This is a genomic window from Ectothiorhodospira shaposhnikovii (assembly GCF_047222355.1).
Taxonomy (GTDB): domain Bacteria; phylum Pseudomonadota; class Gammaproteobacteria; order Ectothiorhodospirales; family Ectothiorhodospiraceae; genus Ectothiorhodospira.
Map to the genome: position 1 here is coordinate 1,988,538 of NZ_CP178333.1, position 17,418 is coordinate 2,005,955.

Genomic DNA, 17,418 nt, shown 5'->3' on the forward strand with positions numbered 1-17,418 from the left:
GCGGGCATAAACCTTAGCCTGCACATCCACCAGTTCATCGGCCAAGTCGATAATGATGTTGGCATCACTGATCAGCAGCATCCACAGTCTCCTCAAAGCGGGAATCCAGTGGCAGACTGAAACCACGCGCTGGACTCCCGCTTTCGCGGGAGTGACGGTGATAAGAGAGAAGCAAAAATAGTGGGCGCCTTATATAGTGTGGTCGCTGTCCTCAGATCAATGCTTGTCCAGCAGGGACTCCAGGCTGTCCGCCTCCAGAATCCGCACCACCCAATCATCCAGCTGGGCATCCGTGGCAGCGGCTATGCGTTCGTCTGCCCAGGCAGGCAACTCGCCAGCGCTTTCTCTCGCTCAACGCGTTCAATGGTGTTCACGTAAGGCATCTTCTTCTCCTCCTGTATGGCAAAGACCGCCTGCACAAACCCCGGTTCCAGCTCTCTGGGCAGCTGGATCATCCAGTCGATGATCCTGAACAGACACACGATCTGCTCCATTGGGACGGTTGACCCACTGCACCGGCATGCGAAACGGCAAACGCTGCAGACGGGCCTCGCCCTGGAACTGCTCCCCCTGTTCCACGGCCTGCTGTTGCTGCTGGGCGGGCTGCTGCTGGGACGGGTGCTCAGCCCCGTCGAGCTCCGCCGGCGCTTTCCCTTCGATCTATGGATGATCATTGGCTCGGCCCTGGCCATTGCCCAGGGGCTGGAACACTCGGGGGCCGCCGCCCTGATCGCCCAAGGCATACAAATCCTGTTCACCGGCCACGGTGTCTATGCGGCCTTTGTGGGCTGCTACCTGCTGACCCTGCTGCTGACCGAAACCGTCACCAACAACGCCGCCGCCGCATTGGCCTTTCCCGTGGCATGGAGTACCGCCCAGGCCTTCGGCGTCGATCCCATGCCCTTCATCATGGCCGTGGCCTACGGGGCCAGCGCCTGCTTCCTGATTCCCTACGGCTACCAGACCCACCTGATGGTCTATACACCGGGCCGTTACCGGATCAGCGACTTCCTCAAAACCGGTCTACCGGTGAGCCTGACCTATTCCGCGGGGGTGTTGTTGTTGACGCCGTGGGTGTTTCCGTTTTGAGCAAAAAACACCCACTACCGCAGCGAAAAATCCTCATGCGCCAGGGTCAGATTCGGATTATAGGCCGGATCATGATCCAACTCCCGGCCCCAACGCCGCCGCATGTAGGCAATTTCCCGCTCCAGTCGCCGCCGTTTCTCCGGTGTCTTTTCCTCCCCCCGGGAGGCCGACTCATGATGATAAGCCTCCGCATAAGGCGTCCACAGATTCCGGTAACCCGCCTCGCGCACCTTCAGACACAGATCCACATCATTGAACGCCACCGGCAGATTGCACTCATCAAACCCGCCCACCTCATCGAACACCTCGCGGCGCATCACCAGACAGGCAGCCGTCACCGCCGACAGATTCTGGACCAACTGAAGACGGTCACAATACCCCGCCGCATCCCCCGGCAAATGCCGGTGGGCATGTCCGGCAATCACCCCCATCCCCAAAATCACCCCACCATGCTGAATGCGGCCACCGGGATAATAAAGCTTGGCACCCACACACCCGATTTCCGGCCGGCAGGCTTGAGACACCATCTCCTCCAGCCAATCGCCGTTGATAGGCTCAATGTCATTATTGATCAAGCCGATGACCGTTCCCCGGGCATGACCCACGGCAAAATTATTGATGGCCGAAAAATTGAACGGCCGGTGCCATCCTAAAACCCGCACACGGTGATCACGGCGCAGATGGGATAAATACGCCAGCGTCCGCGGACAACGGGAGGCATTGTCCACCACCAACACCTCGAAATTCGGATAACGGGTCCGCGCCAGCAAGGCATCCACGCACGGCCTGAGGACATCGACCCGATCCCGGGTCGGAATGACAAGACTCACCAGAGGGGCCGGATCCGGCAACGGCCAACGGACACGATAGCCGCGAACAACACGCCCCGGCTCCACCCGGGCCAAGGGCGACATCAAGGCAACCGCTTCAGACACCACGCGAAGCCCCATGTCATGCGCCTCGTTCTCACATCGAGAGCCACCCTGCCCCAGGCGCCGGTGATACAGCACACGGGGCACATGATGAATGCGGGAACCCGGCAAATCCCTCACAAAGCGCAGCAAGAGATCATGCATCACGCCCCCCCCGCAATGCGCCCTCAAGCCCCCCACCGCCAATAACCGTCGGCGCTCAAACACTGTCAGATGACCTACATAATCCCGCGACAAAGCCAGGTCCGGATTCCAGGCCGGCTTGAAGCAAGGCGCAACGCGCTCACCCGAGACATTGAGACAGTCCTCGTCACTATAGATGAGCAACACATCGGGATGAGCGGCGACCAACTCCGCCACGCACAGTAAGGCCTCCGCCGTCAGGCAGTCCTCCTGACCGAGCATGGCCACAAATCGCCCCTGTGCCATCGCCATAGCCCTACCGGGAATGTCATCGACGGGCACACGCTCCGGCTGAGGCATCAGCCGGATGCGAGCTTCCCGATTGGCATACTCATCCAACACCCGATACACCGCCAAGGGCGCCGAGGCAGCCACGGCAATGCACAGCTCCCAATCCTGAAAATGCTGAGACAATACCGAATCCAGACACTCGATCAGCAACGGCGGATCCGGATCAATGACCGGCAAAATCACCGAGCAAAACGGACGCGTGGACCCATCCACAGGCTCACCCATCGCTCCCAGAGCGCCGTCGACTTCCCGAATGCGTCGCCGGATGCCGCGTTCATCCGAAATCGGATGATGGGCCAGCCACACGGCATAATCCGCCTGGGTACAACGACGGCGGAAAGTCTGATCATATTGATACCAAAGCCACTCTCGGAACGGCACGCCCACCTCGCCAGCCTCATCACGCAAACCGGCCAGAACTTCGCCGACGTCTCTTCCGCGCCACTGGGGATGGGCACCGCAGAGTCGGCGCAAAAGCCGCTTGTGGGCAAACCAGGGCGAGAGCCACGCCAGACGAAACGCCTCGATGGAAAATTGCCCCGCATGTCTGACGGGGCAAAGTCGTAACCGCTTGGGACGCTTGGGAAAATACACCAGCCGCTTGGCCATGCGGCCGGACTTCACCTGCAGGAGAAAGGAATCGGCCTCGGAAAACCCGCTCCCATAATCCACCCACAGGCAGGCCGTCGAAACGTGACGCTCGTGAGACAGCGCCAGCTCCAGCATATGCCAACCAGCCCAGGGCAGGTCATCCCGGAGGATCATATGCGGGTTGTCCCGTAGCGCATTCCAGCTTCCCTGCCCCAGTGGCTCCAGGGAATGGCACACAGCCACACACTTCACCGGCTCACGCAGCAACCCCAAGCACCGGCGCAGACGATCAATCCCCTCAAGCTGCATGGCGGCATTCCGGTAAGGTCGCTTGAGATTCGCGCAGGCGGGCAGTCAACTTATGAGTTGGGCTTGATGCCGCCACGCCGACCAAGACCAAAGCCCACACGATAAAGATCAGGCAGATCAATACGGCCATCACGGCGCTGTTCGAACACCCCTATGCGCAACAGGTCATCCTTAACGCCTTCCCAACCCAGCGCCTGATGCTGCGGCGGCAAGCCAGTTCCCAGATCCAATCCCAGGATATCGGCCGGAAAGGTACTCAACCAACGCTCCCGGATAACCTCGAAGGCGATGGGCACCGTCAGCCCCTCAAGTGGAGCCAGCACGGTGCGCACCCAAGGGTAATCTTCGGCCAACTCGTTGACCCGAATCTCGGACGCCTTGCGCACACCCCGCTTGATGCTCTCGTAATGCAGCGCATGGCGATGCTCGGGGTAACGGTTACCCGTCTCTTCCACCGCCTGGCGCACAGCGGCCAGGAAAGAGCGGGGAGAGGTGCGCCCCTGTCCATCCGCCAGATGGCCAACAACCCACGTATAGGGAATGCCCCGACGCCGGTCGCGGCCCATCCAGGCCCCCGCCAAAGCCTCGAATAACTGGCGCTGAACCGAAGTGTCGCGTTTGGCGGCTTCATGCAAGGCAAAATGGTCATCTTGCTGGATCGGCGGCCTGCGCTGCACGCTCGAATAAACCTCACGCAACATGTCACCCTGTTCGCCGGGCCCATTGATCAAATACTGCCATAGCAGCCCATGCAGGTCATGACGCGCCCAGGAAAGCTCGGCCTGGGTTGCCAGCAGCTTTGAGGCATCGGGAAAATCGGTCACAGTCCGCTCCAACTGGTCCTCGCGCAGGAACACCTTGGCCGACAGATGGGGGTAACTCTTCAACCATAAGACGGCCCTGAGCAAGTCGCGCACCACCCGATCCATCTGCACCCAGTCGCTACTCACCCGATCCAGGGCATCGAACAGAATCAGGCCATGGGTGCCCTGGTTCATCTGGTACCGGCTCGCCACCTGCATCAACCTGGCGACGGACTCGGGCTGATTCAACACCCAATCCACCGTGGCGCCCCAACTGTCCATGGGCACACCCTGGTCACTCAAGCGGGCGACCCAGCGCACCATGACCGCCCGCCATATCTGATAGGGGGCATGATCGGCCGAGAGCAACGCAGCCAAGGTATCCGCATCGGGATAGTCATCCAGTGCGGGACGCTCTGAATAGCCGACGTGAATGGCCGTACGATCCAGCTCCGGCACGGCAGAGCCAAGCGCCCTGCGTAAGGCAAGATCACCGAGTGCCATCGTCCAAACGGACTTCCCCACACCGCGGGTTCCCACCACCAACTGGCACTCCATACGCAGTGCCTTGAGGTGCGTGGGTGGCACATACAGCTGACTCAACGGCAAGCAAGTGCCGCTTGGCGATGTATCCACCGGCAAGGCAGCCAGCATTGCCTCCCGAGTCCGGACAGCATCACTCATTGGCATGCTCCGGCGACATCACGGCCAGCCGCACACCCTCCAGAAGGGGCCCAAAGGTTGACTTGACCAATGCTTCGTCCAGCGTTTCCAGATGCGAATGAAGGGACGTCAGCGCAGCAAAACCACGGTTCCAGCGAATCGGCCAGGGATGATGGGGGGCCGCCTCATCACGATCATCAAAGTTCCACAGCCCTTCGCCGGTCCTCCCCGGCGGCACCTCATCATAGAGTTGCTCAGAAAACAGGTCCCAGCCATGTTCACGCAACGCGGCGAGATAGTCCGGCGCCCCCAGTTCAGGGATCATCGCCCCCACCAGCTGCAGACGTTCCCGAATCTCATGAGCCACGCCGGCGCGGTGCCAATGGTCAAGCATCAGCCGGTACCCATTCCAGGTCTGCTCCCCATCCAGCGCGAAAAGCAACACCAAGGTTGCGCCCAAGTCCGTGACACAACTGGAAGCGACCTCGTCAATGCCGGAGCGAGAGTCTATCAAAACCACATCCGGCTGCCAGCGCCGTTCCAGTTCATCCAACAAGCGCCCGAGTCGCTGGGACCAGGTTTCACGCCGACCGGTTGGCCCCATCTTGGGCATCCACACCCGGCCCAGCTTGGCGATGTACTCGCCGGGATCCGCGCCATGAGCAGGCACCACCAGGATCTGACCATCATGAGACAGCGTACTGGTCGCGACGAGATCCGCAAATACCGATTGGCCATTGTCCACCAGATCTTCCACCAGCCAATCGGTGATGCCATAGGCCGGGCGGCGTGACTCTGGCAGCAAACCGGACGAGAGTCCGGGGGACTCAAGGTCCAGGTCCAGCACCATCACGCGCTTGCCTTCCTGTGCCAGGGACCAGGCCGCAACCGCCATGGCGGTCGAGCGCCCCACGCCCCCCTTGATGGAGAAGAAGACCACCCTCGGAGCGCCGGGAGAAAGCGGCGCAATTCGTGCCCACTGCCCCTCGCTGGCCAGCCGGTCAATCAATTCAATACCATTCACACCGGGAAGCGGCATCGGTTGCGTACCTCGACGCACTGCGGCCATGTCTTCTTCGTAAAGCACCATCTGCCCAGCCAGGAAGGCATGGCAGCCCAGACGCTGAGAAAGCGTTTCGGCAACTTTTTCAAGTACTTCACGTGCCGCGCTCTGCTGGGAGACTTCGGCCGGCACCACCAATCTCACCCGTCCATTGAGATCCCGATTAACAATAAGTGGCGCAAAAGCCTGAAGTTCCACCGGCGGACAGGGCCCTAGCACCTCTTGCAACACAGGCACGATCATGTCGAAAGTGGTCATATCAGACCCTCCCAACGGGCCTTACGCACCAACTCGTACACCTGTTGTGCGCCCACGCGGTGAGGATCCACACGCTGCATCGAAAACTCACTTTGCCTGGCATAACGCTGAGATGCGTGCCAGTCCCCGAACGGATTGGGGTTTGACAGTCCATATTCCGTGCCTTGGTGGAATCCACTCCGGTAAGTGTCGTAGCGGACCCAGATACGCTCGGCATGCTGCCGGTCTTCGCTCTCGACCGGCTTGCCCTTCTGGTCATCGAAGGGCATCCCGAAAGCCAACATCAAGCGCTTAAGGCCACACTCCACCGCCATACCATAGAGATGATCTGCATTGGCCAGCCGCTGCGCAGCGTACAGCATCTCTGCATCCTGCCAGTGACGGTCATGGGCATCAAGAAAGTCGCTCTGCATCCCCAACATCCTGATGGTCAAATCGAGCGAGGATACCAGATGGACCCACTGCTCCCCAGCCCGGGTATGCCAGCCGGCCCAGGGCAGATCATCCGGCGCCGATCAGATCGAGTTCTGGGCCAAGGTTGGTGTCGGGGCGGCGGCCTTATGACCGCAAAAGATCCCGCAAGTGGCGCCACAGCGCATTCATCCCCGAGGATGGCTGCGCCGGCATACGCTCGCGATAAAACTCCAGCTTACGCGCAATGAATGGGCCCCGTGGCCGGATGCGATGAGCCAGAGTCATCAAGCGCAAGGCCGTGTTCGGCGCCGAGGTCTCCCGTTGCACGGCCAGATCCCGAAACCAGTTCGCGCAGGGGTCGAGATCGGTGAGTGGTTGCCCCTCTTCCACCCTTTTTGCCAAGGCGGCCACCACTGCTTCCGCCAGGGTCAATTGAGCACTCGTCATGTCCTGCAGAGGCCCACGCCCCTGACCATACGCCTCTTCCACCGGATCGAACAACCGGGCCCGATCGGAAAACCATCGCTGCCGTACCCATTCATTGCTGGCCTCGAAGTGGGTCTGTAGAGAGTTCGCGTCCGCAGCCTTCAATTGCAGTCCGCTACCCCTGTATTCCCGGATCAGGTCATGACGCAAGGCCTCCAGGCAGTCATGCTCTTGCACCTCATCCTGAGACAGACCCGCAACCTGCATATTCAGCGCCCGCAGCATCACCTGCCCTGCCGGGATCAGGGATTCGTTATGCCGCTCGGGGGCAGACATGGCATGGATAGCTACCTCGGGGCACTGCACCAGCGAGAGAAAATCCTCCTGGATGGTGCGACCTTCCAGGAAAGATGCATCGAACAGACGCACACGCAAGGCCTCCTCGCCAAAAACCCGCGACCAAAGGTCCAGCACCATGTGGTAATTGTAATAATGATTGCGGGGATGACAGGTGGATCGGGCCACATTCTCCAGCTTCTGACTGCCGCCGTTTTTTAGATGCGTGGAATAAAAAGAAGCCACCAGATCCACCTGCCGACGCAGATAGACCACCACCTCAATCTGCTGGGAAAAGGGCGCAAGAATCTGCTTCAACCATTGCAGTTGCCCCGGTTGACGGAGGCGAGAATGGAAATGCTCACTGGAGATCAGCACGGTATGCACGGATGGCGGAAGCCCTTCCAGCATGGACTGCAAATCCGCCAGCTCGCGCTGCCGGAACGCTTCGCGCGAGGCGGTGTCCATACAACCCAACTGCTCGAGATAGTCGTCACCTGCCTGATCATCCAGCGCCGCCGAAGCCAGGCCCCGAGCCTCCTGTCGCCCAGGCGAATGCCAATAGGCCAGACCATGGGATTGCAGCAGCATACGATGACGATAGAGAGCCCCCTGCAGGGCGGTGGATCCGGTCTTCTCGGTGCCTATATGCAGAACGATACGATAGTGTCGGCTCATGAAAAATGGAAGCGAATGAGGGAGGGATTGGTTGTGTAAAAACGCAGACCCGATGACACATCAGACTCGCTTCCAGCTTTCAAGCTGCAGTCTTTCAGTACGGGACAATTCCAGGCCAATAGTCGAATTAAATAATTGATGGCAGATCAGTTCACGGCTAACCTGAAACTGCTGCTCAATCAATTCCAGGGTAGAGAGTAGATCGTTGCTCGCTGAAACTCGCAGGGCCACCTCCTCCCGGGGCAGTAAAAACTCCGCAGCAAATGCATTAGCCCGTTTTTCAGCCCAGCGTGGTGATCCGCCGCGGAGCACTTCCGCCACAGGCAAAGCTCCCTCACGATCCAGCAGCAGATGGCAGATCTCATGTGCAAGCGCCGTGCGTCGACCATTGCGAGTGGAACTGCGTGACAAGGCATGCGTGTTACACAAGATGGCCGGTCCATGAGCGAGCCCCCATACCGCCAGAGCATCCAGGGGAGCAGGTAAGTCAATATCTCGCAACTCAACCCCCCAGTCTTTCAGGTAATGCTCCGGTTCCACCAAGTCCCCCGGAACCAAACCCAAACCGGGACGCAGCCAGTGAGCCAGGTCATACCCTTGCTGCCACGCAGGCTGACCTTCAAGGGGTGTTGGGGCAAGTTTGGACAACTCGTCCAATGTCGGTGTCGCACAACGTGGTAAAGCCTTGATGGCAAGCAAAATTTTGCGTTGATGCTGGACACCGACATAGCCGGTTGTCATTCGAGCCGCCATCAAGAGTTCATTCCCCAGCAAGAGATCATCTTCCTGATCTCCCTGCGCAGGAACGGCATACTCAAGGAAATTCGCGATATCCGCATGAGCGTTGGTCCCTGCCAACTCCGCCAATTCGGGCCAATCCATGCCACTGATCACCGGCAAACATTGCGCCGCACCAACCTCTTTACGAGTCTGCCAACGGCGAACGGCTTCCTTGGCCCGAGGTGTTTCGGATTCAGCCAGCGCATCGCACAGGAAACCAGCCACCTCACTCCATAAAGATAATGCTTCCCGGTGAGACATCCTGACAGGTCCACTGCAATCAGGCGACCAAAACACCGCCTCGCGTCCCTCCTTCACCCACCACAAGGGAGGAAGGGAGATACCCCGCAACAGTAGGGATAGATCATGCCTTTGGCGAAAATCGTAAAGGGCATCCTCTTCCACCTCAACTTGCCCCTGGGCCAAATCCCGCCAGCGCTCTTCAGCAGCACCCATCAACTGCCCAGGATGCTCGGGTGACAGCGGTAAGGGATAGCCCTCCTCAAGCCGCAGCCAGGGCCATATACGGGCGAGTCCTTGCAACAGATCAACCCATGTCCATCTTACTGCGGCTGGTTCGTCCGCTCCTGCGTCCGTTGACTGCATCTCCCTGCACTGCTGGCACCAGACACAGTTGCCTGCCAGCCACACACGCATCTGCCCCCAGGCAAGCCCGGCATCATGTGAATGAGAAGCCGGATCCAGTTTGATCTCGACCTCCAATTGAGTTCGACTTCCTAACCGTAGGTATTCAGCCATTTTTCAAACTCTTTGACATAGCCCTCAAGCTCAGCCCTTCGACGCAACTCACGGACAATCCGTGGCGGCAACGGCGGCGGGGGCATCCAGCCAACTCATCCCCGTCACCCCCGGAAATCATCCTGGTGATCCAAAAACCACCGGTAGGCATCCTGCAACCCCACCTCCAGCTCAATGGATGCCGCCATCCCAACGCCTTCAGGCGCGATACATCCATCAGCTTGCGCGGGGTGCCATCGGGCTTGGTGGTATCCCAGACAATCTCCCCGTCAAATCCCACCACCCTGGCCACGGTTTCCATCAATTCACAACACTTCGAATGCCTGTCCTTCTCACCCTAGATTAAAGAGATGCGAGTCTTACCTTGTCATGGTCCCACTTTTCTAACACAGCGCTCACGAACCAGTCTGGATTTGCTTGATCAAAATATTTCTGGTAAATATCAAGATAGCCATCAGGGGTGATCTCGGCAAAATGAATATGGTTGTCGCCCGAGTTATCGAAAAAGTACGCACGCTTACACTTATTTGCCATCACATGTAAAAGTGCCAGACTCTTTTTATAGCGACTTATAATTTTATCTGCTGGAACGCCATGCCCTCCGGCTAACACACGACGGCCCACTCGTTCCTGATTGATAAATGAATCATTAGTGCAAATATAATAAAGATAGCTTTCGAAACCAGCATTTTTTGCGTCATCAACAAACTCAAGATGGCTCTCATGACTCATCACAGACTCATAAGTCAGAGACAGGCGAGCGTCAACCCATTCACTTCGCAACCCAACAGCAATACGCTGGGCCAGCATATCTGCAAACATGGCAGCAAACCGTTCCAAGCCATCAGTTGCACAAGGCAATTCGATATCTAGAGCATCCGATGCGCCATGAAGAACGTCGAAAAAGGAGATATATTTTGCGACATCATCAGGATTTACATATTGCCCCAAAGGCACGCCCTGAGCGATCAAGTAGCGAGCAAGTGTTGTTTTGCCTGACCCATTCGGGCCAGCAATTAACCGGAGTCTTGGCATAGATAGGCTTGTAGATCGAAAGGCTTTTTAGGTTTTACATGCTTTATCACCTTTTCCTTACCATCAACACCCACTTCAACCACATTCCCATCCTTCACAAAAACAACCGGAACGCCATTCTTCAGTTGCTTTTGGATCGCCATAGTTGAAGCAGTCCGCGCAAACTTCATCAACTTGCGAGTATCCTGCATAGGATCTTTACGTTCATACTTGCGTACACGAGCAATTTTTTTATCAGCAATCATATCACCCTCACTGTCACTGTCACTCGCTCCACCATCATACTCTTGCACAGGCTCATCTGCTTGACCACATCCATGCCGTCGCACCCCCCCCCCGCGGGAGCGGCCCTGTCCGCGAAACGCGGCGCCAGCAGGGTGGCACGCAGCCCGTCCGTCTCATTCAGTGCCGCGATGGCCTGCCCCAGCCCCAGAGCCTGCTGCATGTCGACCTGACGAACCTTGCCTTGCAAGTAGCGCCGGAGCGATTCGGAATGCGGTTTATCCTCGGTGGTGATTTCAAGATAGACAGCCTTCCGGCACCAGAACCGTGCCAAAAAGCGCGTCCAGCACGGGCAGGCTGTTACACGCTGACAGAGCGATCAGGGCGGAGGCATCCGCAATCAGAATCATGTTTTCCCAAGGCCTTCGAGTTCTGCCGTCAGTTCATCACGGCTCATGTCGATGACAGGGATTTGATTGGTTTTGCATAAGCTCATGAATTCATAGAGCGAAACCCCAGCGACTTCGGCAGCCTTTGCGAGGGTCACGCGTTCGCGCTGGAAGAGCCACAAGGCGTAGGCGGTCTGCAACTCCTGACGGGTGTCTGCGGCACCTTGAAACGCGACGAGGTCGCTGGGCAGGTCGATGGCAACTTGCATGGTATGTCCCCGTTTGCTGTCATGATCCGTGGGCCGGGCGGTGTCTTGATCGGTCATGGCCACTCCTGTTGCAAGCCAATAGCCTACACCACCGCCCGCCGCTCAAACACCCGCCGGGCCACCCCCATCCCGCGCAGGAACTTCGCCTGGCGGCAGGATGCCGAACCTGCCCCCCCTTGAGATCAATCAACATCAATCCGTTTAACGCACAGTCCCGAAAGACACCGCTCCACCAGCCCCAATGCACCAGCCTCGCTGTCCGATTCCGCATAACACCGCAATTCCGGCGCATTGCCGGAAGGGCGCAGATGCACGATATCACCATTCTCCAGGGTGGCACGCAGCCCATCCGTCTCATCCAGTGCCGTAATGGCCTGCTCCAGCCCCAGAGCCTGCTGCATGGCGGCCAGGTCCTTGCGCCACGCTGCCAGCAAACTCCCACTCCGGTCAGAGGGAAAATCCTTGAGACGATCGCTGGCAGTATGGCGAGACGGCAAATCCGATACCAGCGAGGACAGCGGCTTGCCACGGCGAGCCGCCGCCACCAGTAGCGTCAGCGCCGGCAACAGCGCATCCCGTGTGGGTAGCGCCGCCAACCGGCGACCACCCTGCTCAATGACACTGCCCAACAAAAATCCGCCATTGGCTTCGAAACCCGCCACCCGATCATACTGCCCCGCCAGTTCCTCCATACCTGCCAGCACATAGGGCGAACCGATTCGGGTCCGCAGCACCGGCTCAAAGGCACCGCAGGCCTCAATCGCGGTATTACAGCTCACCGGCACCACCAAGGCCTGAATGCCCAGTTCCCGGGCACACAGCAGACCCACGATATCGCCGCGCAACCAGCGGCCCTGCTCGTCAGCCAGCAGCGGACGGTCGCCATCACCGTCCGTCGTCAACAAGGCATCCAGCCGGTGCTCGGCAACCCAATCACGCCCCCGGATACGATCCTCCTGGCTCACCGCCTCGGTGTCCACCGGGACGAACAGCTCGCTGCGACCCAGAACAACCACCTCCGCGCCGAGGGCTTCAAGCACATCACGGTTGAGATCGCGCCCGGCGGCGGAGTGCTGATACAGCCCCACACGTTTGCCCGCCAGCGGCTGGTCAGCAAACCATTGCGAATAGCGAGCCATATACCCCTGCACGGCCAGAGCACTTTCCGGCTCACGGGCAACGGCCCCAAATACCGGCAAACGAGCGGTCATCGTCAAAATCGCCTGCTCATCCGCCTTGGTGATCTCACCTTCCGGCCGATAGAACTTGATGCCGTTACGATCGAAGGGAATATGACTGCCGGTGATCATGATGGCCGGCATGCCATCCGCCATGGCCTGCAGCGCCAAAGCCGGAGTCGGCAGAATGCCGTAATCCAGCACCCGGACCCCCAAAGCTCGGGCGGCCGCTGTACAGGCAGCCGCCATGGCAGGGCTACTGGGACGCCGATCCATGCCAAGGGCTACGCACTCCACCTCACCTTGCTCGCGCATCACGGTAAGAAACGCCGTGGCAAAGGCTGCGCATACCTCATCTGTGAACTGCTCTACCAAGCCGCGGGCACCACTGGTGCCGAAGGCGATGCCGCTGCGGCCAATCAATTCATGGGCTTTCAAGCTACCTCCCTATTTCATCTCTGTTCCAGCAAGTCTCGAATACTTTGGCAAATGGTTATGCTTGAGGAGGCTTTCCAGATATCTGGGGTCTACTTTATTGCTACCAGCAACATAGTGGTCATCGCTCCCCCCGATGCTGGCTCCTCTCACTCTCCCCACGCGGCCTCAAGAATACTGGTCAGGGTCGTCACATCCACCAAGTTATTATCCGCCCTCCCCGGCGTGAACATCTCGCTCTCCAGGGCAAGAAGCGCGTCGAGCCTGGGGATATGTACCATCACACGCTCACGCACCCGCATCGTCTCATGCAACTGATCGAAACACGCCACGAGACCTGCCGGGTCTGAGCTACCGGTGAGGGCCAGCGCCACTTGGGCAAAGCGGCCGTCCTCAGCCTGCAGGTTGTGGCGCAGCACCGCTGGCATGGTAAAGGCGCAGGCCAAGCCGTGGGGCACCCCGAAGTGTGCGGTAATGGGGTAGGACATGGAGTGACACAATGCCGTGCGCGTATGGCTGATGGCTAGCCCTGCCAGCAGGCTGGCTTCGGCCATCTGGTCACGGGCGGCCTCGCCGCCCTCCCCCCTGGCCAGCGGTGGCAGCGCGGCAAAGCCCAGTTGCAGGGCGCGAATGGCATAGCCCAGGGTGATGGGGTTGGCGTTGCGGTTCCAGAGCGACTCGGCCGCTTGATTGATGGCGTCCAACCCGGTGGAAATCGTCGCAGACAGCGGCACGCTATCGGTCAGCGCCGCATCCACAAAGGCCGCCGTCGGCCACACCGCCGGCCCGGCCAAGGAGAGCTTCTTCTTGATCTCGTGGTGCCACACGGTAGCAAAGGGGGTGACTTCGCTGCCGGTGCCCGACGTGGTGGTCACGGTATAGAGCGGCCTGGGCCGAGCGCCGGCATGGCGCGCAGGATCGACCAGCAGCGTCTGCAGGCTGTGCGCGCGGCACTCCGGGGCCAGGGCTACGTTCAGGGCCTTGGCCGCATCCATGGCGCTGCCGCCGCCGAAGGCTATCACCGCGTCAAAGGCCTCCCCTTGCAGCCGATCGATCTCGGCCTGCAGGTCGGTCAATCCCGGATTCTCGCGCACGCTATCCACCCACAGCACGCGGTTCTGGGTAACCAGCGCACCCAGCAGGGCATCCTCGGTCAGCTGACGCCGACCGCGCTGCGTGGTGACGATCAGCAGCGTCTGGTTCGCCAGCGCTTCCACCAAGGCCTGACGGCATCCGCGCCCCACAGTGAGCTTGACCGGATTATAGAACTTCCAGCCTGGCTGGGCATGAAAGTGAATGGGCTGGGGTTGGCTCATTTGCTTAGCCATTCCATGAACGCCTGCTTGTTCTCCCGGGGGGTGCTGGTGGGGCGTCCAAGGTCGCTGCGCGAGCCTGTGGTGATCCGCACTTCCAGCATGACAGGGCCAGGCTCATCGGCAAGCTGCGCCCAGGCAGCCTTGAGTTCATCAGGAGTGGAGGCCATCGCATAGGCGTTATAGCCACTGGCCAGGGCAATGGCACGGAAGTCAGTGCGGTCGGCCACGGTCGGCTGACCACCCACGGACTCATGGGCGGCATTGTTCAGCAACACATGGGTGAAATTGGCGGGCTTGAGGCTGCCGATGATGGGCAGCGCACCCAGGTGCATCAGCGCCGAGCCATCACCGTCGATACACACCACCGGCTTGTCCGGCCGCCCCATGGCAGCGCCCAGCGCGATGGAGGCCGTATGGCCCATGCCGCCCACGGTCAGGAAATCGCGCTGCTTTTCTTCGCGGACAACACGCAGTTCGAATACTTCCCGGGAGGTCTTGCCCGTGGTGGAGACGATGGAGGCATCACCGGCCAGTGTCAACAACACGTCTAATGCGGATTCGCGCTGCAGAGTCGCATTGGTCGCTGGCTTACGCTGGCTCTTGTAGCCGGCGAAGGCACCCTTCTTCACCAGCAAGGCCACGGGGGCACCAGTCTCGTCCAGCATGTTACGGGACCAGCGCACCAGCTCACGGAGATCGCTATCGGCCGCCACCACCTGATAGGGGATCTCCAGCAACTCCAGCTGCTCGGGGGTGATGCGCCCCTGCTTGATATGCTGAGGTTCATCCTTGACGCCGGGCTCGCCCCGCCAGCCCACCACCAGTAGCATCGGGGTCTGATAGACCTCCTTGTCGGCGATGGAGGTCAGCGGGTTGATGGCGTTGCCCAGCCCCGAGTTCTGCAGGTAGACCACCGCACTCTTGCCGGTGGCCATGTGGTAACCACTGGCCATGGCCACGGCGTTACCTTCGTTGGCGGTAATCACATGCTGGCCTTGCTTGCCGTGGTCATCCACATAGGCGCAGAAATCCTTCAACAGCGAATCCGGTACGCCGGCATAAAACTCGATGCTCTGCTCGGCCAGCGCATCCACGAATTCCTTAGGTTCAATCATGATGTTGTCTCGCTCACTTACTCACTTGGTACCCGGAATCAACTCAAGAATCTCCTTGATGGAGAGCATGCGCTCATCGCATTCGGCGGAGCGGTGATGGGTCAAGATAGACTTCGCTGTTTCCATCATCGCCGGGTAGGCGCTACGCAGCAGCTGATTGGCGTAGATCACCACATTGATGCCATATGCCTGCAACTCATCCTCAGTCACATGGTTGTAGCTAGAGGGCACAGCGACCAAGGTCTTGCGGTTGGGCAGTTGGTTGTAGCGCTCGCAGAATTCAAAAATCTCGTCGGGAGACTTCTGACGACTATGAATCATGATCCCATCGGCCCCCGCCTCCAGGTAGGCCTTGGCACGCTCGAAGGCGTCATCCACGCCTTTTTCGAGAATCAGGCTTTCGATACGGGCAATGATCATAAATTCATCGGTGGCCTGGGCCCTCTTGCCTTCGCGGATCTTGTGACAGAACCCTTCGATGGTATCCTGGGTCTGGACCACATCGTTGCCGAATAGGGAGTTCTTCTTGAGGCCGGTCTTGTCCTCAATGATCGCCGCCGAGACCCCCAAGCGCTCCAGGGTGCGCACGGTGAACTGGAAGTGCTCGCTCTGGCCGCCAGTATCCGCATCGTAGATGATCGGCTTGGTGGTGACTTCCAGCACCTCGTTGAGGGTGGTCATGCGCGCCGAGACATCAACGGCTTCGATATCCGGCTTGCCCTTGGCAGTAGAGTCAGTCAGCGAGCTGCCCCACATGCCGTCGAACTCCCGACGACCTTCCGGAGTATCGAGGTAGGCGTGCTCGATGATCAGGCCGCTCAAGGCATTGTGGATATCGAGGAAGCGAACCAAGGGCTTGGCCAGCAGCATGCGACGCAGCGACTTCAGACGCAGTTCCGGAGTGGTACCTATCTCCTTGAGCGCCTTGTTAAGCTGTGTAGACGAAATACCTTTGGTATAGGGCACTTCCACCAGTTCACCGCCCCACTCAGCCAGGGTATCAATGACTCGCTGGCGGGTTTCACGCTGGACACCCTCCTTCCAGTCGTCACCGTGAACCACATAGTCTGGCTTATACTTACGCAGGTTGGGAACATAGTCGAGCGTTTCCTGAGGAACCACCCTAGAGACACCTTTAATGTTCTCGATTACAAGCTTACGCTGTTCGAACTCCATGTAAGGAATACGCTTATAGCTTGCAATCGCCTTATCAGTTAACAGACCAACAATTACTTCACCATGTTTGGCAGCTTCTTTTAGAATGTTTAAATGGCCTGGATGAACCAGATCAGCACTCATACCCACATAAACTTTTTTCATATAAATCCCAAATTAATTTAAATTAATTTAAAGTAAGTATCCCCCGGCAAAGCCGGGGGCTTTAATATGTGAGCCGCTCAAAGCGGCATAAACATGGGGCCACCTGAAAGTGGCTTTCAGTTCCAGAGCTTCATCTGGTCAAGTCGCTTGTCTTCGGCTTCCTGGTGACGGATGTACTGTCGTATCGTCTCCTCATCACGCCCCACCGTCGATACAAAGTATCCCCTGGCCCAGAAACTCTGGCCCACAAAATTCCGCTTCCTCTCTCCGTACACCCGGGCAATGTGAATCGCACTCTTGCCCTTGATGTACCCCACAACCTGCGATACCGCATACTTTGGTGGGATCGAAATCAGCATATGCACATGGTCCGGCATCACATGCCCCTCTTCAATCCAGCTTTCCTTCTGCCTCGCCAACCGATGGAAAACTTCCCCCAAATGTCGTTTCAATTGGCCAAAAAGGACCCTGCGACGATATTTCGGGATGAATACCACGTGATATTTACACTCCCACTTTGAGTGGCTTAGGCTCTCAAATTCGTCCATTGGGATTCTCCTGTGT

16 protein-coding genes and 1 pseudogene are annotated in these 17,418 nt (G+C 58.8%); 1 reads left to right on the forward strand and 16 read right to left on the reverse strand.

Annotated elements, in window-relative coordinates; translation table 11 throughout:
* Positions 1–462: 462 nt before the first annotated feature.
* Complete coding sequence (locus ACLF6L_RS09095) at positions 463–1,089, forward strand: SLC13 family permease (RefSeq protein WP_412851498.1); 627 nt, start codon at positions 463–465, stop codon at positions 1,087–1,089.
* Between the two features lie 14 nt (positions 1,090–1,103).
* Here ACLF6L_RS09095 and ACLF6L_RS09100 read toward each other — a convergent pair whose 3' ends face one another.
* The 16 genes and pseudogenes from ACLF6L_RS09100 to tnpA all read right to left on the reverse strand — a co-directional run bounded on the left by ACLF6L_RS09100 (position 1,104) and on the right by tnpA (position 17,402).
* Positions 1,104–3,395, reverse strand: a complete 2,292-nt coding sequence (locus tag ACLF6L_RS09100) for a glycosyltransferase family 2 protein (protein WP_412851499.1) — start codon at positions 3,393–3,395, stop codon at positions 1,104–1,106.
* A 50-nt stretch (positions 3,396–3,445) separates the two neighbouring features.
* On the reverse strand, positions 3,446–4,882 hold the full coding sequence (locus tag ACLF6L_RS09105) for a hypothetical protein (RefSeq protein WP_412851500.1): 1,437 nt from the start codon (positions 4,880–4,882) through the stop codon (positions 3,446–3,448).
* Positions 4,875–6,182: a KGGVGR-motif variant AAA ATPase gene (locus ACLF6L_RS09110; RefSeq protein WP_412851501.1), complete on the reverse strand. Its 1,308-nt coding sequence runs from the start codon at positions 6,180–6,182 to the stop codon at positions 4,875–4,877. Before ACLF6L_RS09110 ends, ACLF6L_RS09105 begins: the two co-directional genes overlap by 8 nt.
* Positions 6,179–6,595, reverse strand: coding sequence for an SAM-dependent methyltransferase (locus ACLF6L_RS09115; RefSeq protein WP_412851502.1), 417 nt, complete (start codon positions 6,593–6,595; stop codon positions 6,179–6,181). Before ACLF6L_RS09115 ends, ACLF6L_RS09110 begins: the two co-directional genes overlap by 4 nt.
* 145 nt (positions 6,596–6,740) lie before the next feature.
* Positions 6,741–8,036 (reverse strand): hypothetical protein, encoded by a 1,296-nt coding sequence (locus tag ACLF6L_RS09120; RefSeq protein ID WP_412851503.1) that lies wholly within the window; start codon positions 8,034–8,036, stop codon positions 6,741–6,743.
* A gap of 60 nt (positions 8,037–8,096) precedes the next feature.
* Positions 8,097–9,539, reverse strand: a complete 1,443-nt coding sequence (locus ACLF6L_RS09125; protein WP_412851504.1) for an ImmA/IrrE family metallo-endopeptidase — start codon at positions 9,537–9,539, stop codon at positions 8,097–8,099.
* Positions 9,540–9,679: 140 nt separating this feature from the next.
* A pseudogene (locus ACLF6L_RS09130) lies at positions 9,680–9,882 on the reverse strand (GDP-L-fucose synthase); the annotation flags it as partial.
* Between the two features lie 35 nt (positions 9,883–9,917).
* A complete protein-coding gene (locus ACLF6L_RS09135) occupies positions 9,918–10,610 on the reverse strand; it encodes a zeta toxin family protein (protein WP_412851505.1) in 693 nt (230 codons plus the stop codon).
* The gene (locus ACLF6L_RS09140) at positions 10,592–10,855 is read right to left on the reverse strand and encodes a hypothetical protein (RefSeq protein ID WP_412851506.1); all 264 of its coding nucleotides are present in this window, start codon (positions 10,853–10,855) and stop codon (positions 10,592–10,594) included. Before ACLF6L_RS09140 ends, ACLF6L_RS09135 begins: the two co-directional genes overlap by 19 nt.
* The gene (locus ACLF6L_RS09145; protein WP_412851507.1) at positions 10,852–11,082 is read right to left on the reverse strand and encodes a hypothetical protein; all 231 of its coding nucleotides are present in this window, start codon (positions 11,080–11,082) and stop codon (positions 10,852–10,854) included. Before ACLF6L_RS09145 ends, ACLF6L_RS09140 begins: the two co-directional genes overlap by 4 nt.
* 156 nt (positions 11,083–11,238) lie before the next feature.
* Positions 11,239–11,547, reverse strand: a complete 309-nt coding sequence (locus tag ACLF6L_RS09150; RefSeq protein ID WP_412851508.1) for a UPF0175 family protein — start codon at positions 11,545–11,547, stop codon at positions 11,239–11,241.
* A gap of 125 nt (positions 11,548–11,672) precedes the next feature.
* A complete protein-coding gene (locus tag ACLF6L_RS09155; protein WP_412851509.1) occupies positions 11,673–13,106 on the reverse strand; it encodes a phosphomannomutase in 1,434 nt (477 codons plus the stop codon).
* A gap of 146 nt (positions 13,107–13,252) precedes the next feature.
* Positions 13,253–14,419: a phosphonoacetaldehyde reductase gene (locus ACLF6L_RS09160; protein WP_412851510.1), complete on the reverse strand. Its 1,167-nt coding sequence runs from the start codon at positions 14,417–14,419 to the stop codon at positions 13,253–13,255.
* Positions 14,416–15,534: a phosphonopyruvate decarboxylase gene (gene aepY, locus ACLF6L_RS09165; RefSeq protein WP_412851511.1), complete on the reverse strand. Its 1,119-nt coding sequence runs from the start codon at positions 15,532–15,534 to the stop codon at positions 14,416–14,418. The genes ACLF6L_RS09160 and aepY overlap by 4 nt, the downstream gene beginning before the upstream one ends.
* A gap of 21 nt (positions 15,535–15,555) precedes the next feature.
* Positions 15,556–16,854 (reverse strand): phosphoenolpyruvate mutase, encoded by a 1,299-nt coding sequence (aepX, locus tag ACLF6L_RS09170; RefSeq protein WP_412851512.1) that lies wholly within the window; start codon positions 16,852–16,854, stop codon positions 15,556–15,558.
* Between the two features lie 116 nt (positions 16,855–16,970).
* On the reverse strand, positions 16,971–17,402 hold the full coding sequence (tnpA, locus tag ACLF6L_RS09175) for an IS200/IS605 family transposase (protein ID WP_412851513.1): 432 nt from the start codon (positions 17,400–17,402) through the stop codon (positions 16,971–16,973).
* Positions 17,403–17,418 lie beyond the last annotated feature (16 nt).